Raw genomic sequence first — 20,358 nt, forward strand, 5'->3', positions numbered from 1 at the left:
TGGGCTACGCATGGTTTTCGCTTTTGTTTTGGGTCAGGCGGTGGCGCTGGCGGCCGGTCGTGAGACCAGCGCGGCGGCGCGCAATGCGGGGTCTTGCAGGGTAAGGGTCAGCACGGGCTGGTCGAATTGCAGGCACGTTTCGCAGGCCACGGCCAGCGTCAGCAGCGACGCCGCCGCGCCCGTGTGGCCGCAAGTCATGCCGACGGCCTGGCAGTCCTTTGCGGCATCCAGATGGTCGAACACCTGCGATGCCACGTTCAGCGGCTCAAGCGGACGGGCGCCGCGGTGATCACCATCGCTGACGATGTGGCCGACGGCCCCGGGCTCCACGGCGGCGGCTTGCAGCAGGTCGCGCGCCAGGTCCGCCAGCGGCGCTTCGGCCAGGGCGCCGCGCGCGTCGGCTGATTTCTGCCGTTGCAGCATCGGCGACAGCGTGACGTGGAATTCGGCCTGCGCATCGGGCGGCGCCAGCAGCAGGCCGGCGGCGGCTTCGCCCGGGACACGGCCCTGCGGATTGGCGTGCGTCAGCAACGTGGCCAGGCCGTCCCAATGGGCGACCTGCTCGGCGTCGATATAACCATCCCCGGCCAGCACGATGCGCCATTGCGGTTCGGCGCGGGCACTAGCTGACTCGGCGGCAATCTGGCGCAGCAGGTGGTCGGTGGCCATGCCGTCGCGTGCGGGATGTTCGGTGGTGTGGATGCGCGCATCGGGCCAGGCCCCCGCAGCCGACCGCACTGCCGCGAGCGCGCGGTGGCGCGCCGCTTCGGACCACGCCGCCGGCACGACCACGTCGAGGTGCAGGCGGGGCCAGTCCGCTTCGCGCGCGGGAACGTCCAACTCGGTTGCGCGCGCGTGCGCCTCATGCGTCAGCACCTGTGCGACATCGGCCAGCATGGCCGTCACACGCAACGTGGCGGCGGCCAAGGCGTCAGCGGGCGCGCCCCGGTCCCGCGCGGCGGCATACAGCGCCATGTCGTCCATGCCGGCCACGCGCGCGGCGAAAATCGGATAGCCCTGCGGCGTCTTCAGTTCCGCATCGAGTTCGGGCCGCTTCTGCTCGGCCAGCGCTTCGGCGATCGCCGCGACATTCTCGCCTGGCGCGGCGCGCGCGGCGGCCGCGATCAGCCGTAGCGCAGCGGGCCGGGCCGGCGCGTCGGATTGCGCTTCCGTCTGCGCCTGTGCGGGCGCCGCCTTGGGCGCGCGGGCAGCACGCACCATGCGCGCCCCGATCCAGATCGCGGCCAGGATGACCAGCGGCAACGCAAACAGGTACAGCCCGATGTCGACGCCGGTGGGCAGCGTGCGCGACTCCTGCCACCAGATGATGACGGCCAGCCACACCACGGCGAACAGGGCCAGGACAAGCCCGCCTTTCTTCAGCACGCGAATCATTGTTTCGCGGCCTCCCGTGCGCGTTGCATGACGCCGGGGCGGCGCAGCTCCACGTGGCCGAAGTCCATCATCTTCCAGCGTCCGCCCCAGGTCAGGCCGACGAGCTCGGCTGTCTCGCCGAACAGCTCATAGCCGCGCATGGCCCAGGGGTCTTTTTCCGAAATCACGATCTTGCCGTCGCGATAGAACGCGCTGTCCGCGGCCAGACCGAACTGGTGATAGCTCTGGAAGGCGCCGGCGTTCGTCACGTGCGACCCCATGCCTGCCAGTTCATCCTGCCGCTCGGGACTGCGGTAGCCCTCGATCAGGGTCATTTCATAGCCGTGCTGTTCGCGCATGATGCGATAGGCCAGCAACAGCCGCTGGCGGAAATCGGCATCCAGCAGATCCCAGTTGCGGCTTGCGCCGCCCAGCTTCGGACGCACCTGTTCGACTTCGCGGGTGGTGAATGCTTCAGGGGGCAGGGCGGCGGGCGGAACCAGTCTTTCGCCCTCGAGCAATGCCTGGATTCGGCGGTCCGGACCGCTGGTTGAGGCGCTGTAAACGAATGTGTGATTGTGTCGCATCAAGAAAGCAAACAGTGACGGAAGCAATACAACTGTCAGCCCGATCGCGACCTGCCACCGATACCTTCCGACCCACTCGAACGAGGCGCCGAACCCTTTTCTTATCGCGCCGGCCGTGCCGCCCACGGCGCCGCCGGCCTGGTTCGCGCCACGCGTCGCGCCCCGTGCCACGCCCGCTACGCAGGCGCGCATCCCCCGCACGGCGCCTTGGCGCAGTGCGGGAAAAAACAGGAGAGCGGAGACGCCCACCGCCAGCAAGAAATACAGGGGCAGAAGCAGCAACAAGGCAGGTCCCTCATGTGAAGGCGTAATCTTTTGTTTTATCCGCGCATGAGGCAAGCGATCCGGCGTTGCAAACCGCGTCGGAGGCTTAGAAATCGTAACAAGAATCGGTGTCTGAAAGGGGGCGATCAGGTATTCTCGGCGGGCTTGGTTACAGGGGGGCTGCACACGCCTCCTGCTGACACGGGAACCCGCATGGCAGAAGAGAAAGAACAAGCTCGCCCTACGATGACCGCGCCGAGTCTGCTGATGACCTCGACTGCCGCGCGTGGCGAGGCCGACTCGCCGCGAATCCTGGCCGCATTGGAAGGACGCGCGCCGGAAGCCGAGGTCAAACACATGGCAACGCCGCGACGTTCGCGCGCGCGGCGCTGGACCACGCTGTTACTGGTGCTGTTGTTGTTGGCGGGCGGTATCGTCTGGGTGACACATGAGGACGACGCTGCGCCGATGATGGCGCGGGCACCGGCGCAGGCGCCTGCCGCCGCGCCTGCGCTTGCGAACGCGTCTGTAAACGCGCCGGTGCCCGCGCCAGCAACCCCGCAGCAAGCCGCACTGTCGCCGTCGCCGGATTCGGGCAGCAACCCGCTCGGCACTTTGGAAAAAACACCCGACGTCGCCACGATCATTGATGAGTCGCCGCCTGCGCGCGACGCAGACCTGGGCCGCGGCGAGCCGGAACCGCTTGGCGAGCCGGCCAATCCCTTGTCCATGCTGGCGATGACGCCATCATCGGCGCCCGCCGCCACGTCTTCGCTCGCAACCGCGGCGGCGCCGGGTCCCACGCGGCAGGCCGCGGAGCGGCTAGCGCAACGCGACGGTGCGTCGGGCGCTGCTGCGCCACGCGCGGAGAAGTCCGCGCCCGCCGCTCCGCGCAAAAGCGCCAAGACCGCCGATAAGGATGCCGCGCTGTTGTCGGCGCTGATGGACTACGGGTTGCCGCCTGCATCACCGCCCGGCACGCGTGTCTACAAGTCCGACGGCGTGTTCATCCGCGAGATGCCGGGTTCGCCGTTATCCGAGCGGTTGAAGGAATGCCGCCGTTTGAGCTTCATCGCAGGCGAACAATGCCGCCTGCGCGTATGCGCGGGTCAATGGGGTACCGCACCGGAATGCCCGACCCCGCAGGCCAATATCGAACCTTGAATTCTTGCCGGCTCGACGATGCCGGCGCCGCCCACGTTCCCATGAGGTTTTTCTTCCATGGCTGTCAACGCTAGCAACGGCAGTTTCAGCGCCGAGTCCCGTCTTTTCCGGCTTTATGGCGAGGGCGCGATGTCGTCCCTGCAGGTCGAAGGCTGGGTCGCGCGCGAAGGCCTGTCCACGCTGAGCGAAATGCGCGTGGTGGCCCTGGCCGAAGATGCCGCGCTGGATCTGAACGACATGGTGTCGCGGCCCGCCACGCTGTGGACCACGCGCGCCGACGGCACCGAGGCCGGCCGCAGCGGCGTGGTGCGCGCCGCCGAGATGCTGGGCGGCAATGCGGGCATGGCCCGGTATCGCCTGACGCTCGCACCCTGGCTGTGGCTTGCCACGCAGCGGCGCGACAGCCGCATCTACGAGAACCAGCCGGTGCTGGACATCGTGCGCCATGTGCTGGACAGCTACGAGGGCTACACCTACAAGGTGGCTTCCGATGTGGAAGATCACCTGGCCGGCCTGCCGGCGCGGCCCTACACCACGCAGTACCGTGAAACCGATTACGCCTTTCTGTCGCGCCTGCTCGCGGAAGCCGGCCTGGGTTGGACCACGGTCGAAGACGACAGCGCACCGTCGCGCCACGCGGTGCTGATCTTCGCCGACAGCCGCAGTCTGGCCGAAGACGCGGAGTCGGCGGGTGCGGGCGTGCGGTTCCAGCGCGCTCATGCGAGCGAATCGCGCGACGGCGTGCAGGCCATCGCGCGCCGCATGCGCCGCACCGTGGAGAAAGTGACGGTGCTGGCCTGGCATGAAAGCGGCAAGCACGCCATCACCGGGCAGGCCTTGGCCGGTCCCGCCGATGACGCCGGGGACGAACGGGCGCTGGAATGGTTCGAGCCGCTGGGACACGGCGGGTTGCTGAACCAGGCGCACGCCCAATTTCAAGCGAATCTGCTGATGCAGGCCGCGCAGGCCAGCGCAGAGACCTTTGTCGGCCGCGGCACGGTGCGCACCTTCCGCTCGGGCACGCGTTTCACGTTGCAGCAGATGTCGCCGCTGGGGCCTTCTGGCGAGGCCGGGTTTGAGCCGAACTTCGCACTGGATCGCGTGGAGCACGCGGGGGTGAACAATCTTCCTGGACAGAACGACGCCAGCCTGGCGGACAGGCTGGGTGCCCTGGACGATTTCCTGTGCTTTGAAGACGAGGCCGAGGACGACGGCCATGCGGTGCACGGCGATGCCGATATCGGCGTGGGGCGCCCCGAGGCGGCCGTGATGGCGCGCGCGCACGAGGTCGGCTACGCCAACCGGTTCTGCGCGGTGCGCTGCGACCGGCCGTGGCGCGCCTTGCCCGCTGCGGCGCGCGGCGCCAGGCTGGCGGGGGCGCCGTCCGCCGTCGGCGTCCATACGGCCATTGTCACCAGCGCCGACGGCGCGACCGAGGCCAGCGGTGAAGACGAAATCCATCGCAACGCGCGCGGCGACGTGCGTGTGCGCTTCCATTGGCAAACCGACGGCGAGGGCCTGGCGAAAAGCCGATGGGCACGCGTGGCGCAGCGCCAGGCAGGCGCGGGCATGGGCATGAGCTTCGTGCCGCGCATCGGGCAGGAAGTGCTGGTGCGATTCCTGGACGAAGACATCGATCAGCCTCTGGTCGTGGGCGCGCTCTACAACGGGCGCGGCGAGGGCGGCATTCCGTCCACGCCCGGCGGCAAGGCGGGCGAGCCGATGAACACCGAGGTGTACGCGGCGGCCATCGACGGCAAGCCCAGCGCGCAAGCCAACCTGGCCAGCGGCAACGCGCCGGCGTGGCACGGCGCGGCGGGCGGCGACAACCAGCACCGCAACGCAGCCGCGTTGAGCGGCTTCAAGAGCAAGGAATTCGGCGGCGACGGCTACAACCAGATCGTGTTCGATGACAGCGATGGCCAGTTGCGCATGCAGATCAAATCCTCGCTGGCGGCCAGCGAATTGAATCTTGGCCATCTGATCCACCAAAGCGGTAACTATCGCGGCAACGTGCGCGGCGTGGGCGCGGAACTGCGTACCGACGCGTTTGGCGCGGTGCGCGGCGGGAGCGGCGTGCTGCTGACCACCTACACCGCCGCCGGCAGCGAGCCCGCAGGCGACTCGGCGGGGCCGCTGGCGCTGGCCGGGCAGGCTGACATCATGGCGCAGTCGTTCGACGGCGTGATCGGCGCCCATCAGGGCGTGCGGCTGGCCTCGGCGCGCGGCACGGCCTCGGCGGGCGCGAGCCGGCTGGACGGCGAACGCGCGCCGCTGGCCGCCATGACGCACGCGGTGTCGGGCACCGTCGCGGGCGAGGCCGTGGGCGGCGCGGCCGGCGACGCGTCGGCCAAGCACACCGAAGTCGTCGACGGCAAGGTGCCGCACCTGACCGATCCGCTGGTGCTGATGGCGGGGCGCGCGGGGCTGACGCAGGCGGCGGGGCGCAACGTCCAGGTGGCGGCCGGCGAACTCGTGCATTGGTCGTCGGGACAGGACCACAACCTGGCCGTCATCGGTTCGCTGCGTGTGCATACCGGCCAGGCGCTGGGCATCGTGGCCGGCGTGCAGACAGGCGGCGCGGAATCCGGCCTGGACCTGATCGCGGGCACCGGCGAGGTCGATGTCATTTCTCAGCACGACACGCTGACGGTGCAGGCGCAACAGGACCTGCGCATGGTCAGCGCCAACGCGGGCATCGAGTACGCGTCGCCGCAGCGCATCCGCATCGCCAATGCGGCGGGCGCCAGCATCGTGATCGAAGGCGGCAACATCACCGTGACGGCGCCGGGGCGCATCGACGTCAAGACTGGCAACAAGCAGTTCGCCGGCCCGACGCAGATGCCGTATCCGTTCCCGCAATTCACCGTCTGCAAGACCTGCATTCTTGACGCTCAGGAAAGCGTGCAGTCCATCACCGACAAGGCATGACGGCGATGCAATATTCCTGGCAGGACGCGCTGCTGTCCACGTTCGCCGAATTGCCCCATCACCGCGGCCCGTATGGCGAGGCCGCGCGCGCCTATGTGATCGTCGACTTCCGCGGCCATCCGGACCTGCTGGCGCGGCTGACGGCCACCGAAGACCTGAGTTTCGGGTCGGTGTGGGCGCAGACCGGATTGGACATCTACGGCGACGTGGCGCCGCTGCTGATCGAAGTGGACGGCGCGTCGCAAGGCGTACTGCGCGGGCCGCGCCATGGGGACTTCAGCACCGTGCTGGTGCGCGTGCTGGAAGCCCTGCATGAACGTTCCGGCGGCCGCTACGCGATGATGAGCTTCGCGTCGGCCGTGCCGCTGGAGAAGCTGATCGCGCACTTCGGGCCGTTCTGCGACTACGCCTTGCCCGACGCCAGCGAGTTCTTCCTGCATTGGTACGACAGCCGCATCCTCGCGCGCGTGTTGCAGGTCTGGACGCCAGAGCAGCGCGCGCGATTCGCCGGGCCGTTCGTCACGCTGCGCTACGCGCTGCGCGATGGCACGCTGGCTGAATTGCCTGGCGCGGGCAGGCTGCCCGCCGCACGGCCGGAAGGTATCGAAAGATTCTCGCCTGAACAGCACCAGATGCTGTTCGACCTGGACTACCCCGACAAACTGGCGGTGCAGTTGCGCCGGCTTTATCCAGACATGCTGCCCGGCAATCCCGATCAGGACACGCTGGTGCCCCGCGTGCAGAAGCAGTTGGAACGTGCCCGCGCGCACGGCGTGGCGGGGGATAAGGACACATTCGACTACGTTGCCTGGGGCGTGGCGATCTCGCCGCGCTTCGATGAGCACCCCTTGATCGCCGATGGGCTGCGCGCCTATCGGCCTGGCGCAGAGGGCGGGCTGGCGAAAGCGCTGGAAGCGGTGCCGGATGCGGTGTGGGATGCGGTGCATCGGGCGGGGAGGGATCGCGGCGATGCGTAAAGCACTTGCCGGCATGCTGCTTTGGCTTGGCCTGTTGACTGGCTGCAACGCAGAGCCCACTTATCAAGGGGTGAGCTTCATTACGTATAACTACACACCGTGGAACCTGGAGCCCGTGCGCATCAGCGATGCATCGGGTCGCGCGGCAAGTTCCAGCACGCTCCCATCAGGCGGCGGCGAGGGAAGTGTGTCTTGCTGCTATACGTTTTCCGGTACGGAATTCAACGTGAAATGGAGCGGAGGCGATCCCGACCTGCTTCGCAAACACCTGTTTGATGACAAGTTCGACGATGTGCTCTTCAAGAAGGAAACGATGGTGCACTTCCCCGCCACGAAAGTGCCCGAAGGGGATGGAACGCTGATTCTGGAGTTGCACATCTATCCGGATGAACACATGGAACTTGCCTTGAGCCGCAAGTTGCGCGGGCAAGTCAGAATTCCAATCGTCGATACCGCTCGCTGGTTGTATGGGAAATACCGGGACGAGCTTGTGGGGTACGAGAGCGCAGATTATCTGGCCAACGACGTCGCCAGGGTCACCAGACAGGCGTGGATAAATTATCGGCTTGAAGACGCGCAGGACTTGCGCGCGTACATGTATCTCCATTTCATCGTGGCCTCGAACGTCGACAAGGACGCGCAGATTGCGGCCCTCTTGAAGGACGCGGCGCGAAAGCCTGGCGCATTTGGCGACGCGGTGATGTCTTTGCCGGCAGAGAAGATCGCGCAGTTGAAGGCGGGGGGGGCACCACGTGGAGATAAGAATGTCGGAAGTGGGTATGGCGGAACAACTCGGGAGCACTGAATGCGTAAGGGTTTGATTGGGGTATTGCTTTGGCTGGGCCTGTTGGCGGGGTGCAATGGCGAACCCGTGTACCAGGGCGTCAGCTTCATCGCGTACAACTACACGCCCTGGAATCTGGAGCCGGTTCGGCTCAGTGACAAGTCGGGCAATGTGGTCAGTTCCAGTACGTTGGTGCCGGGTGGCGGCGAGGGGCGGGTTTCCTGCTGCTACACGTTCAAAGGGACCGACTTTACGGTGAAGTGGCGCGGAGGAGACCCTGAGTTGCTTCGCAAACATCTGTTGGACGACAAGTTCGACGATCTGATGTTCAAGAAGGAAACACAGGTGCATTTTCCCGCCACCAAGGTGCCCGATGGCGACGGCACGCTTTATCTGGAATTGCACATCTATCCTGACGAGCACATGGAGCTCGCGCTGAGTCGCAATCTGACGGGACAAGTCAGGATTCCGATCGTGGAAACCACGCGTTGGTTGTACGGGAAGTACGGCGCCGATTTGGCCGGATACGAAAGCGCGACCCAGTTGAAGCATGTTCTTGCGAAGGTCACCAGGCAGGCCTGGACGAGGTATCGCATTGAAGACCCCGAGGACATGCGCGGCTACATGTATCTCTACTTCGTCGTGGCCTCGGATTTCGACAAGCATGCCGAGATCGAAAAACTCCTGAAAGATCCAAATCGCAAGCCGGGTGACTTCGGCCGCGCCGTGTTTTCCCTGCCGGGCGAAAAGATTGCGCAGATCAAGGCGTCCGGCACGCCTCCTGGAGAGAAGAATGTCCAGTGATCAGATTCCTGACGTCGACAGGACTCCCGCTTCAGTTCTGAAGGCCATGGCGGCCAATGAGGCTGCCTACCCCAAGGATTCCTGCACCGAATGCGGTCTCACGTTGCGTATGGGATTCTTCTTCGATGGCTTCGGGCGGAACAAGGATATCGATGAGGCGAATCCGACGTTCCTGTCGAACGTGAGCCGGCTTTGGATGGCCCACTTCAGCGAAGACGATGAGAGCAGGCCGAACAAGCAGCACTGGTTTCCGTTCTACTATTCCGGCCTTGGCGTCGAGCTTAACGAGAGCGCAAAGGCTGACGTCGTGGTTCGCGCGCTGACGATTGCAGGCGGGAAAGTGGCCGACAAGGCGATCTCCAGCGCGCAGGACGCGGCAAAGAACATCACGCGTCTTGATGAAGTGCCCGATGTGGATGCCGCGGGGCGCGCAAAGTCGGCTGTCAAGCAATCCATCAGGGATGGGTCCTTCCACCCCATGGTGAAGGCCTACAAGGACGTCGTCAAAGACGTCCAGTCGCTTCCTGAGAAGACGGTAAGAATCTGGAATGCCCTGGACCCAGAGCGAATCCGCAATCGCGCAAAGGCCACCGTTCGCGGCTTCTGGTCGGATTTCAAGAAAAACCCATTTAAGGTTGCCTGGACCGCAGGAAAGAACGCTGCGAAAGCCACGTTGCTGGAAGGCGTGCCGGTCGTTCGGGACAATGCCGCCGTCGCCGAACTGATGGGAACCGGTGTCGACACGCGCCTGGACGCGGCCAGGCGTCAGTTCGAGGAAGCCTATCAGAAGGCCAACGCGGGTACCGAAAAAGTCGTGCGTATCGAGATCTGCGTGTTTGGCGCGGATCGCGGCGGGGTCATTGCCAAGCAATTCGTCAACGATATCGTCAAGAAGTACAAGCGCCGCCATGACACGGACCTGGCCATCGTAGGAAAAGACGGTGCGCCGGACGCGAAGATCGTCATCCGATTCCTCGGGCTGTTCGACAGTGTCGCTTCCATCATGGAAGAAAACTGGTTCCTTGAGGTCATTCCGTTCACGGACCTGATCAAACAGACGCACAAGGACCGCACGCTGACCATACCCGCAGCCGTCGAGAAGGCCGTGCATTTTGCCGCGGCGCATGAACTGCGCCGCAATCAGCGGCTGGATTCCCTGGAAAAGACGCGTGGCCTGCAGTACCTCTATCCGGGGTCGAGCGGGGATGTGACGGGCGTGGCCCCCGAGGGCTCGCTGGGCACGCGCGCGTCGCTATCGCGGGTTCCTTTGCGCGAGATGATGAACCTGGCTCTCGCTAACGGCGCGGCGTTGTACAGCATGGAAAGCCTGGCGTCCCGGGATCCGGTGCTCTATCGGATGCTGAGCCTGGCCGGCTCGATCGAAGACGAAGGCCAGACCTATCACGTCCAGGAACTGGTCGACGCCTACCGGGAGATCGTCAAATACGAACCCGGCTGCGATTTCGCGCCGCACATGGAAGTTTTCCTGCGCTGGCTGGCAGTGCGTTATCAGGACCCCGTGTTTCGCGCCGGGATGTCGGACCCCGCGGAAGCGTGGATCAAGGACCGGGATTTCTTCACGCCGGAGCAGGAGCTCGCAGAAGAGCGCAGGCGTTTGAGCATGCTTTCGCGCGAGGAGCTTGCCAAGCCCGAGACCACGGCGCGTGCGCGGGAACTGGAAGCACTTGCCAACGAGCGCCGCGAGCGCGCCAATGCCAGCCGCGGCGAAGCGCCGCCGCAGCGCTTCCTGCCGCTGTGGGAACGCCTGGAAGAAGAGTACAAGGGCTTGGAAGAAGCCGAGCGCCAGGATGCGGCGACGGAGCAGCGGCGGCAGGACATGGAACGCAACTACCCCGAGCAGCTTCGCACCATGGAACGGTGGGAGCAGGATACGATCGCCATGGAAAACATGCGCCTCGGCAAAAAGCCGGGCGACGCCGATTATGTTCAGTCGCTGCCGGACCCGTTTGCCGACATGAAGGCCGATCGCGCGATGCAGCAGCGTCTGCTGACCGCCTGGCGCGATGCGCGCGACGGCAAGACGCAGTTGCCGCCCAAGGTCATGACGCTGTTCGACTGGCTGGTGCATGACGCGATGCTGAGCAGCTGGCCTGACCATCTGCTGGCCAGCACCCGGATGTATTTCCGAGTGCGCGACAAGGATGTGTTCGGCAAGACCGATGCGAAGGCCGAGATGGATCAGCGCGCCAAGGATATGCAGAACGCTGAAAAGGTGGAGGCGATGGCCGCGCGCAACGAGCAGAACATCCGGCAGATGACGCCTGCGCGGCCCTGAACGGGGGCCGTTCACTTCTTGCCGTCTTCGACCTCGATCGTCACCGTGTTCGACTTCACGTCCTCGGCCTCGATGTAGACCTCATACGTGGCCGGTGTGGCCGGCAGGTGCAGCACGCCGGCCATGTCGGTGGTGAAGCGCGTTTCCACGGTCATGCCCGGCGGCAGGGCCATCTTCGGGGGGCGCGGTCCGCCTTCCCGCGGGTCCACCGAGACGTTGGGCAGCTTGGGACGCACGTAGTTGAACGCGACGCCGCGGTAGACCTTGCCGGTTTGCGTATCCTTCGCCACGAAGCGGGGCAGCTGCGGATTGTCGATCACGGGCAGGATGCCGCGCGCGCAGATGGGAATCGTCAGGGTGTTGCCGTCGCGGATCTTCACGCGCGAGGGCGCGGCGATGCGCATCTGCGCGTCGTAGCCTTGCAGCGGCGGCATGCAGGCGTGCTCCTGCTGCGAGTGCGTGGGCACCGTGGCAAAGGAGGCGGGCTCGATCCAGTCGGTAGTCATGATGGGCATGTCGATGTCGTGTCAGAGAGCGAAGGGGATCAGGGGGGGCGTCGTCAGAATGAGGTCCAGCCTTCCGAGCAGTCCACCTTGCGCACGGCCTTGCTGCAACTGGGGCAGAAGTGGATGTTGGCGCAGGTGATGCCGTACATCACGCATTGCCCGATCTCACTGCTGTACTGGCCATTGCGGTTGGGCAGGCCAAAGTAGCAGTGTCCCCCCATGTTGTAGTAGAAGTGCTGCGGCGGATCCAGCTTGGAATCGTCGGCCGACGGGTCTTCGTCGCGCAGGCCGGGCCAATCGGGGCCGCTGGGCACCATGCCGAGCAGGTGGCCCATTTCGTGGGCCAGCGTTTCCGTCAGGTAGGCCTGCGAGTTGGGGACGTAGGGATCCAGCGTGGACACGAAGAGCAGGTTGGTGCCGGTGATGGCCAGACCCGCGTAGCTGGCGGCCACCGTGTTGAACTGGATGTTGAGCACGCCATTCAGGGGCGTGGACGAGATCTGGGTCAGGTCGACCCTTACGGAGAAGACGGCGCCCGAGCTTTCGCGCAGCGGCGTCATCAGGTGGCGCGGGATGGGAATGGACCTTTCCGCGCCCGACGCGTCCGTATAGATGTAGCGGGCGTGCACGAGCCAGTCGTCGCTGTCGTCGAACTCGTACCAGAGGCTGGCCAGCGTGCGGTCGTCGTTGACGATGGGCACCGTCATCACGCGGCCGCCCGGTCCGGCGGGCACGGGCAGGCGCATGTCGCCGCTGGTGCCGGGCGCCGCCAGCCTGTCCACGTGGCAGACCACCAGCGTGTAGGGCTCGCGCTGTTTGCCGGGCGAGGTGGCGTACACGCGGCGCACGGCATCCATGATGGCCTGCTGCGAGTCCACGTGGTCCGCCGCGTCCACCGCCGAGCGGCCACGGAATTGCAGGCGCGGCAGCTGGATCATGTCGATGCCGTGCAGCGCGAATTCCGCGGTGACGGGCGTCACGTCGGCCAGATGGTTGGCCGGCCGGGTGCTCATGCACATGACTTCCTGCACGTACAGCCGGCGGGCGGTCTCGACGCGTTCGGTCTTGATGAGCTGGCCGCGTTCGTCGCGCACTTCGAACAGATAGACGTTGCGACCGGCGGCGGGCAGGTCGATGTCATCGACGATGCGGGTGCCGTCGGCATCCGTGACGTAGCTGCGCGGGTTGGTGTGCGGTTCCTGGTAGCTGGCGCGGCGGCCGCGTTCGCGGCTGGAGTACGTGATGTTTCCGGTATCCGGCTTGACGGTGATGGTGAAGCGGTGCGCGCCCGGGCGGTTGAATTCCACGTGGATGCGGGGACGCCGGGTCTGCCGCTCGGTGGTGGTGAGCGCGTTGCCGTCGTTCCAGCGCTCGTCGGCGCGTTCCAGGTTCACGTATTGCAGGCGCGCGCCGTCCTGACGTCCGCGATAGGTGGATGCGCTGGGAACCACGCGGCCGGCGTCGCCCATCGGAGGCATGCCGCCAGGCAGGTTGGTGCCTTGCGTGCGTGCGACCGGCCCCAGGCCGATCGTGTCGAGTACATCGCGGGCGATCTGGGGCAGCGGCGATTCCGCCACGCCCGGGATCTTCATCAGCACCTCGGCCACCTTCGGCAGCGTTTCCGTGGCCAGCGTGGGCGATTGCAGGATGGCGCCGATCACGCCGGGCACCGACGAGGACGATAACCCCGGCATGCTGAGGATGGCGCCCGCGACGGCGGGGATGTTGGCCTGCTTGACGTCGGGCAGCGTGAACAGCGTGTCGACGGCGGACCCCAGCGCGGCGGCACGGTCGCCGGCCGCGTTCAACGCCTGCGTCATGACCGGCACGATGGCGGCGCCGACGCTGGCGCTGACGCCGCCGGACAGGAGCGTGGACGCGCCGGACATTGCCGTGGACGCGGCGCTGGCCTGCTGCGCAACGGCGGCAAGGCCGCCGCCCGCCGCCAGCGCGCCGAAGCCCGCCGCGCCTGAACCGCCGCCTCCCGCAGCGGCGGCTGCGCCCGTTGCCGCGCCCGCACTCGCCACCGCGTCTGCGCCGCCCGCGGCGGACAGATCGGTGGCGCTCGTGGCGGGCGCGCGGTCGGACATGCCCGCCGCCTGCGCCGTCGTGCTGCCGAGGACAGCGTCAGGGCTCCCGGCCGGGGTGACGGCGGTAGGCGGGGCGGTGGCGCCTGAGACGGTGGTGGTGGGCGACGCGGTCGGCGTGGCGGAGGGGTGGTTGATGGGGGGCGTGGCGCCCGGGGGGGAGGTGGGGGTGGCGGCTGCGCCGGTTCCGATGGTGGCGCCGGTGCTTGTGCCTGCGGTTGCGGTTGCCCCGGCGCCTGCGCCAGTACCAACGTCAGCACCTGCTGCGCCGCCCGCTTGAGGGTTTGTTCCAACGCCAGCATCCGCGCCCGCTCCCATGCCAACGTCCGCCCTTGCTCCGGCGTCAGCATTCGTCGCGGCAGGCGTGGATGCTGTGGCGCCCGTGTTCGCGCCCGGACCAGCATCCGTGCCCGATCCTATGTTGCCCGCATCGATACTTGCGTGGGTGCTGGGGCCTGGGGGCGCGCCAACGGCTGCATCAGCGCCCGCACCCGCTCCTGTCATCGTGCCGTCCGCGCCTGGCGCTCCCGTCATGCTTGCGGAGGAAGACCCGACGGTCGGTGACACTTCAGCGCCCGGCGCTGCCGTGGCTCCGGCGACGGAACCAACGGCCGGCGCCGTGCCTGCCGTCGCGTTGCCGCCGGAGGCCGCGCCGACGGCGGCGCTCGTCCCCGCGATGCCTGCCCCGGCCGACGGCTGCACATCGGGCAGCCCGGCGCTTTGCGGCAGTCCGGCTCCTTGCGGCAGCCCGGCGCCTTGCGGCAAGCCCGCTCCTTGCGGTAACCCGGCGCCTTGCGGCAATCCTGCCGTGCCGGCCTCCGGCACGAAGCCCGGCGTTTGCATCGAGGCTTGCGGCAGAGACGTCGCGGCGGCGGACGAAACATCGGTTGCCGGCAGCATTGTCGCTTCGCTCATGACGGCGTCAGGCGCGGAGGCGGGGGGCGCATGCTGCGCGAATGTGCCTGTTGAGGACATCGCGGCAGCGGCGTCGCCTTGTGCCGGCGCGGACACTGCCGCCGAATAGTCTCCGGTCATGGCGTCGCTGGCGGATACCCCGGATGCGGCGCTGCCGGAAGGCGAAGCCACGGAGGGAAGATCCGAGGCGCCGGACAGGCCGCCTTCCACCGTGGACGCGGAGGTCAGCGGGCCGGCATGGCCGGCTGCCGACGCCGTTGTGCCAAGCAGACTGCCCGCGCCCGCAGCCAATGAGGCGAGCAGGGCCGTATTCGGCAGCGCCGTGGTGTTCGCCGTGTTGTCGCGGTGAGAACCGGATTGCGCGTTGCCGGTCTTGGCATCGTGTGAAGCGTGCGGGAGCGTGGCCGAGCCGTCCGCTGCCTGTGCGCGCGCGGACGGCGCGGCGGTCGCGTTGGACTGTCCCGAACGGCCTGCGGCAAGCAGGGCCAGCGCGGACAGTGCGGCTGTTTTCGATTCGGAATGCCGATCGTGCGCGGCGGGCGTTGCCTCGCCCTGTGTCGGCGTTCCGTACTGTTCGGGGTTCTCAATGGAGGCAGCGGAGCCGGTCGCGGCGCTGCGCGGTGCATCGGCGGTGTGGGCCTCATCGGCACGGCGGCTGACGCCTTCGCTGTCGGCTTGCGACGACGCTTGTGCCGACATCGCGTGGGCCAATGTCGCCAGCATGCCAGCAGACGCGATCGGTGCGCTCGTTTGGCGGGCGCCGGGAGACGCGGCGTTGCCAAGGCCCGCGAGCAGGGACGGCGGGGCGTCGAGGGGAGAGACGGCATCCTCAGGCCGGACGGAGCGCTTCATGTCTGCCGGGTAAGCGGAGTCCGCCGGACTCGCCGAATTCCCTGCGGCCGTGGCGGCAAATGGAGCGGCCGTTTCCGAGCCCGGGGCGTCCGTGGCTGCACGCGCGCCACTTGCGCTCGGCTCGGGTTCGCGCGAGGCTTGGACCTTGCCGCCAACCGTGCCGGCGGCAACGCCTGCGGCCATCGTCGCGCCAGCCGCTGCGCCCATTGCATCCAGAACGGGCCTTGCTGTTGCGCTCGCACCCGCGGCGTCGCTCGCGAGACCCGCGCCCGCGAATGCTGCTGACGTTCCCGCTGGCGTAGTCGCTGCAATGCCTGCATCTGTCACGCCGGTCGGGAGACCTGCGCCGGCGATCGCTGCTGGCGAACGCGCGATGGTTTGCGTCGCGATGCTTGCATCGGTTGCGGGGTTCGCGAGCGCCTTGTCTGCAGATGCTCCGGACGATCCCGCTAGAGATGGTGCGGGACTGCCTGCGTCGGCGGCATGGTTTGCGAGACCCATGTCCGCGAATGCGCCAGACGTTCCCGCGACGGTGCCCGTCGCCATGTTTGCGCTGGTCGCGCTGTGGGCGACGCCTGCGCCCGCCGATGGGTCAACCGCAGCGAACGGCTGTTCTGCCGCCGAGCCCGCGCCTTGGATATCAAGCGCGGGACTCGCGAATTGCGCGCCGGCGTTCATTGCCGCCGCGGACGGATTCACGTCCGCCGGGCCAGCGGTCAGGCCTGCGACCGTGCCGGCGCCGACAGTGCTGGCAGCCAGCCCCGCGCCGGCCCCGGCCGGCAGGGCGTTGGCGGCTACGCCTGCCGCCGCGCCCGTGGCAGAAAGGGCGGAAGCGTTTGCCGCGGCAGTTGCGCTGCCTGCCGCCGCGCCGGAACTCGAGCCGGTGGCTGGTGTCGTCGCGGATTGCGTGGGCGTTGCGTTGGCGGACGCTGTCGGCGCTGCGGAGGGCGCGTCAGCGGCTGCCGACGTGACATTCGGCGCAGATGCTGCCGATTCAGCCGCTGATGGGGAAGTCGATGACGACGCCGATGCTGCTGTCTGTGCGGATGCGGATGCCGTTGCCGGAGCCGAATCCGATGCCAAAGCGGGACCCGATGCCGAAGCAGAGGCAGGCGCTGAAGCCTCGGCGGAAGCCTGTGCGGAGTTCGGCGCCGATGCAGGCGACGCAGCGGCGTCCGCCGTGGGGGCCGAGCTGTTGGTGGCGGGCGATGCCGCAGCGGGTTGCGACGCCTGCGCGGCAGTTGCGCTGCCTTGTGCGCCTTGCGTTCCGGCCGCTTTTGCCTCGCTGGGAGGTGTGGCGGACGCCGGGCTCGCCGATTCAGTCGGCGAGGTCAATGATGCTTGCTCGGCAGTTCCTGCGGTACTTGCGCCGCCTGCAGCGGCAGGTCCGCCAGACGTGGCGCCAGCGCCACCAGCAGCGCTTGTCGCGGCTGTTGAGCCTGCGCTTGTTTGCGCGCCATCTGCAACACCGGCTGGGGCAGCGGCTTCACCCCCCGAGCCAACAGCCGCACCAGCACTAGCACCCGAACCAGCACCAGCACCGGCACCAGCACCCGCACCAGCACCAGCACCCGATCCCCCCGCCACGCCAGCGCCCGCTCTGCCAGCGTCGCTTCCGATCCCCGCCAATCCCGCGGCGCTGCTGATCATCTTCGACGCGCCTTCGGGTGCGACGGAAGCCAGCATGTCGGTGGCGGCCGGCAGGGCGGACATGGGGTTCTTGACGAGTTCAGCCGCCTTGGAAACCGCGCCCGCAGCAGAAGCGGCGCCGTCGATCAGGCCGCCCGCGCCGGGCGCCACGCTACCCAGCAATCCCTTGGCTGCTGGTAGCGCCGACATGGGGTTGGCAACCATGGCCTGCGCCTGCGACACCATACCCATGGTGTTCTTCGCCGTATTCAGCAGGCCGCCGACGGCAGGGCTGGCGTTGCCCAGCAGCCCGGGGGCGGCCGACAGCGCGCTCATCGGATTCTTTGCCATGCCGGCCAGCGCATTGGCCTGGCCGGCCAGTTGCGACAGTTTGCCGGCTGCACCCGCAGCGGTCTTGCCCAGGTCGCTCAAGCCGCTCGGCATCATGTCGCCCAATCCGACCAGGCCACCGCCCGCGCCCGCAGCACCCGCCGCGCCGCCAAAGCCCGCCATCAGGCTCGTACCGGCCTTCTTGGCGGCGGTGGCGAACACGCCGTCCTTGTGCACCAGTTCCGCGCTGACGATGAGCGGATCATCCACCGTCGTGCTGGGCAGGGCCGGCAGGCTGGCGGCGTCGCTGCCGGGGCCGACGAAGTTGTGCGTGGCGCCCTTGACCGAGAACAGGCCGGGCCCCTTGAACACGATGTCCGCGCCATCGAGCGTGACGCTGCCGCCGGCGGCCTGCAACGTGACGCGCTGGTTGCCGAGGATCTCGATCCCTTCGGCCGACGAGGTCACGGTGATGTCCTGCCCGGCCAGCGCTTCCAGGATGTCGGTGTGGGCGTGCAGGGAGACGGGCGCCTGCGCCGAGATGGCGCGCAGCGGGCCCTGCTGCGCGAACACGCTGGCGGACTTGGCCGAGACGGCTGCATACGTCTGCGTGGCCGCGACATGGGCATCGGACTGCGCGGTGGCATGCAGGTGTTCGCCCGCATGCAGCACGGCGCTGGCCGGTGTGGCAAGGTTCAGCGAGTTCGGCGCGTCGACCAGCAGGTGCGGCCCGTCGATGCGTTCGATGTCGGCCTCGGCCATGCGTTGGCCGTTGATCGCCTTGCCGGCCGCCTGGCCATTGACCTGGCGGGCGTAGCGGCCGTCCTGCTCGGGATCCAGCGCCTTGATGAGATCGTCATAGCCCTCGGCGGCCGCCAGGGGCCGCGCCTGGTGCTGGCCCGCACTGTCGTTGAGCCGGCGCGAGGCGTCCTGCGCGCCGCGCAGCAACAGCAGCGCTTCGTTGATATCGGCCTGTGTCGACTTGCCCTGCTCGCGTGCCGTGGCCGACACCAGCAGGCCCTGGCCCGAGCGCAGCACGGCCCAGGCGTCCGTGCGCAGTTCGAAGCCCGTGCCGCGCCACTGGCCGCGGCTGGCGTCGTCCAGACCCTGTTCCACCAGATAGCCCAGGCCCAGTTGCGTGGCGGCGGTGGAACTTGCCAGGCGCGTGCGCAGCTTGCCCTTGGTGTCGTCGAAGACCCACTGGTTGCGGCCGGCGCCGTCCAGTCCCTGGCTATGCCAGCCGCTGAGCACGCCCGCGTGGTTGGCGTCGCCGTTCTCTCCCGCGGACCAGGGCGGCAGATCCGCGTCGTTGTATAGCTGGCCCGCCACGACAGGCTGATCGATATCGCCGTCGATGAACTCGACGATGACTTCGGTGCCGCCACGCGGTAGATGATGAGCGCCCCAGTTCGGCCCGGCCTGCGCGCTGGCCACGCGCAGCCAGGTGCCGGACCGGTCGTCGCCGGGCGCGTTGCCGCTGGCGTCGCCATGGGAGCGATGCGGCAGGCCGCCCGTCAACGGCTTCTCGCCGCGTTGCCACGGAAACTGCACCTTCACGCGCAGGTCGCGGTCGGACGTGATGGGCGCGTCGGCCGCGCTGACGACCACGGCGGCCAGGCTCTCGGGCGCCGTGGGGCGGGGGCGCCAGGCCGGCATGAGCGCTGCCGCCTCCGGCTGCGCGCGGAAGCGGTTGCGATAGGTGCCGCGCTCCATGTCCGGCGTGTTCAGGACCTGCGCGGCTTGCCCGCCCAGGTTGTTGGTCGCTTCGTGCGTGACGTCGAGCAGGACGTACCGGTTGCCGGCAAGCTCATCGATGGCTTCTCCGCCGCCGCCCTGCGCGTAGCGGTCATGCTGGCTCAGCGCGAACACCCGGCCCGGCGCAAGCGAGCGGGCCGTGCCGGCGCCCTCGAAGCGCACCAGCCGCGACTCGTGCGCGCGCATCGCACGCGCCGCGCTTTGTTCGGCGGCATCGTCGTCGGTGTACTGGCCGTGGCCCGCGTAGTCATAGTCTTCCAGCACGGGCAGCGCTTCGACGACCACCTGCGACTGCAACTGTGCGGCATGCGCGGTCAACGAGCGCTCGTTCCACGCCGCGCGCGCCACGCTGCCCGGACGCACGGATTGCGCGGCGGAAAAGCGCGTGATGCTGTCGCTGGTTTCCGTGGCGTCGCTGCGGTGAAAGCGCAGGGGTGACGCCGGGTCTTCCGGACGCGCCGCATCCGCATCGAAGATCACCACGCGGTGGCGTGCGCCGCCGCCGGCGCTTTCGCCATCGTCCTGCTGGTGCTCGAACCGGTAGCACAGGCCGGCCTGCGCCAGGATGCGCTCCACGAACGCCAGGTCCGATTCGCGGTACTGGGTGCAGATCGCACGGGGCGGCAGCGCTTCGGTGAGTTCGAAGGCGAACGCGGCCTGGGGATAATCCGAAAACACCTCGCTGACGATGTCCTGCACCGACAGGTCCTGATAGATGAAGCTGTCGCGGCGCAGCGCGAGCGCCGCCATCCACGGCGCGGCGTGCAGGCGGTAACGGGCCAGGCCGCCATCGGCGCCCAGCGCGTCGGCGCCTTCGACTACCGCGTGCCAGTGCCGCATCGTGCCATCGGCCTGCAGCAGGCTGACGGTGATCTCCTTGCCCAGCAAGGCCGCCACGTCCAGTTCCGCGCTGGCCGCCAGGCAGTCGAGCGTCATCGAGAACAGCCGCGAGACGCCCTCGGACAGGCTCATGTGCTCGATGACCAGTTCCACATCAAGCGCGGTGGTCAGGCGCAGCAAGCGGGCTTGTTGCGACAGGGTGGCGATGTTCAGCGTGGAATAGGCCGGGGCGTTGGAAGGCGAGGCGTTCATAGGGCTGGGCG

10 protein-coding genes are annotated in these 20,358 nt (G+C 67.8%); 6 read left to right on the top strand and 4 right to left on the bottom strand.

Going from position 1 to position 20,358, the window contains the following annotated elements:
* Positions 1 to 33: 33 nt before the first annotated feature.
* Together AB3147_RS04380 and AB3147_RS04385 are read right to left on the bottom strand one after the other, a co-directional pair.
* Positions 34 to 1,395, bottom strand: coding sequence for a hypothetical protein (locus AB3147_RS04380; protein WP_367351453.1), 1,362 nt, complete (start codon positions 1,393 to 1,395; stop codon positions 34 to 36).
* Complete coding sequence (locus tag AB3147_RS04385; RefSeq protein ID WP_105237410.1) at positions 1,392 to 2,246, bottom strand: M15 family metallopeptidase; 855 nt, start codon at positions 2,244 to 2,246, stop codon at positions 1,392 to 1,394. Before AB3147_RS04385 ends, AB3147_RS04380 begins: the two co-directional genes overlap by 4 nt.
* 45 nt (positions 2,247 to 2,291) lie before the next feature.
* On the opposite strand from AB3147_RS04385, the gene AB3147_RS04390 reads away from it, so the two are divergent.
* Genes AB3147_RS04390 through AB3147_RS04415 form a run of 6 tightly spaced genes read left to right on the top strand, consistent with a single transcriptional unit; the run spans position 2,292 to position 11,181 of the window.
* The gene (locus AB3147_RS04390) at positions 2,292 to 3,389 is read left to right on the top strand and encodes a hypothetical protein (RefSeq protein ID WP_367351454.1); all 1,098 of its coding nucleotides are present in this window, start codon (positions 2,292 to 2,294) and stop codon (positions 3,387 to 3,389) included.
* A gap of 57 nt (positions 3,390 to 3,446) precedes the next feature.
* A complete protein-coding gene (locus AB3147_RS04395; protein WP_367351455.1) occupies positions 3,447 to 6,320 on the top strand; it encodes a type VI secretion system Vgr family protein in 2,874 nt (957 codons plus the stop codon).
* A complete protein-coding gene (locus tag AB3147_RS04400) occupies positions 6,317 to 7,297 on the top strand; it encodes a DUF4123 domain-containing protein (protein ID WP_367351456.1) in 981 nt (326 codons plus the stop codon). Before AB3147_RS04395 ends, AB3147_RS04400 begins: the two co-directional genes overlap by 4 nt.
* On the top strand, positions 7,290 to 8,102 hold the full coding sequence (locus AB3147_RS04405; protein ID WP_367351457.1) for a hypothetical protein: 813 nt from the start codon (positions 7,290 to 7,292) through the stop codon (positions 8,100 to 8,102). The genes AB3147_RS04400 and AB3147_RS04405 overlap by 8 nt, the downstream gene beginning before the upstream one ends.
* Positions 8,103 to 8,885 carry a hypothetical protein gene (locus AB3147_RS04410; RefSeq protein WP_367351458.1) on the top strand — a complete coding sequence of 261 codons (783 nt, stop codon included), beginning with the start codon at positions 8,103 to 8,105 and terminating at the stop codon, positions 8,883 to 8,885. It begins immediately after the preceding gene.
* On the top strand, positions 8,875 to 11,181 hold the full coding sequence (locus tag AB3147_RS04415; protein ID WP_367351459.1) for a DUF2235 domain-containing protein: 2,307 nt from the start codon (positions 8,875 to 8,877) through the stop codon (positions 11,179 to 11,181). Before AB3147_RS04410 ends, AB3147_RS04415 begins: the two co-directional genes overlap by 11 nt.
* Positions 11,182 to 11,192: 11 nt before the next feature.
* Here AB3147_RS04415 and AB3147_RS04420 read toward each other — a convergent pair whose 3' ends face one another.
* Positions 11,193 to 11,696: a hypothetical protein gene (locus AB3147_RS04420; RefSeq protein WP_175185955.1), complete on the bottom strand. Its 504-nt coding sequence runs from the start codon at positions 11,694 to 11,696 to the stop codon at positions 11,193 to 11,195.
* A 44-nt stretch (positions 11,697 to 11,740) separates the two neighbouring features.
* Positions 11,741 to 20,347 carry a type VI secretion system tip protein TssI/VgrG gene (tssI, locus tag AB3147_RS04425; RefSeq protein WP_367351460.1) on the bottom strand — a complete coding sequence of 2,869 codons (8,607 nt, stop codon included), beginning with the start codon at positions 20,345 to 20,347 and terminating at the stop codon, positions 11,741 to 11,743.
* Positions 20,348 to 20,358: the final 11 nt, after the last annotated feature.

The organism is Achromobacter animicus (assembly GCF_040775605.1).
Lineage (GTDB): Bacteria > Pseudomonadota > Gammaproteobacteria > Burkholderiales > Burkholderiaceae_B > Achromobacter > Achromobacter animicus.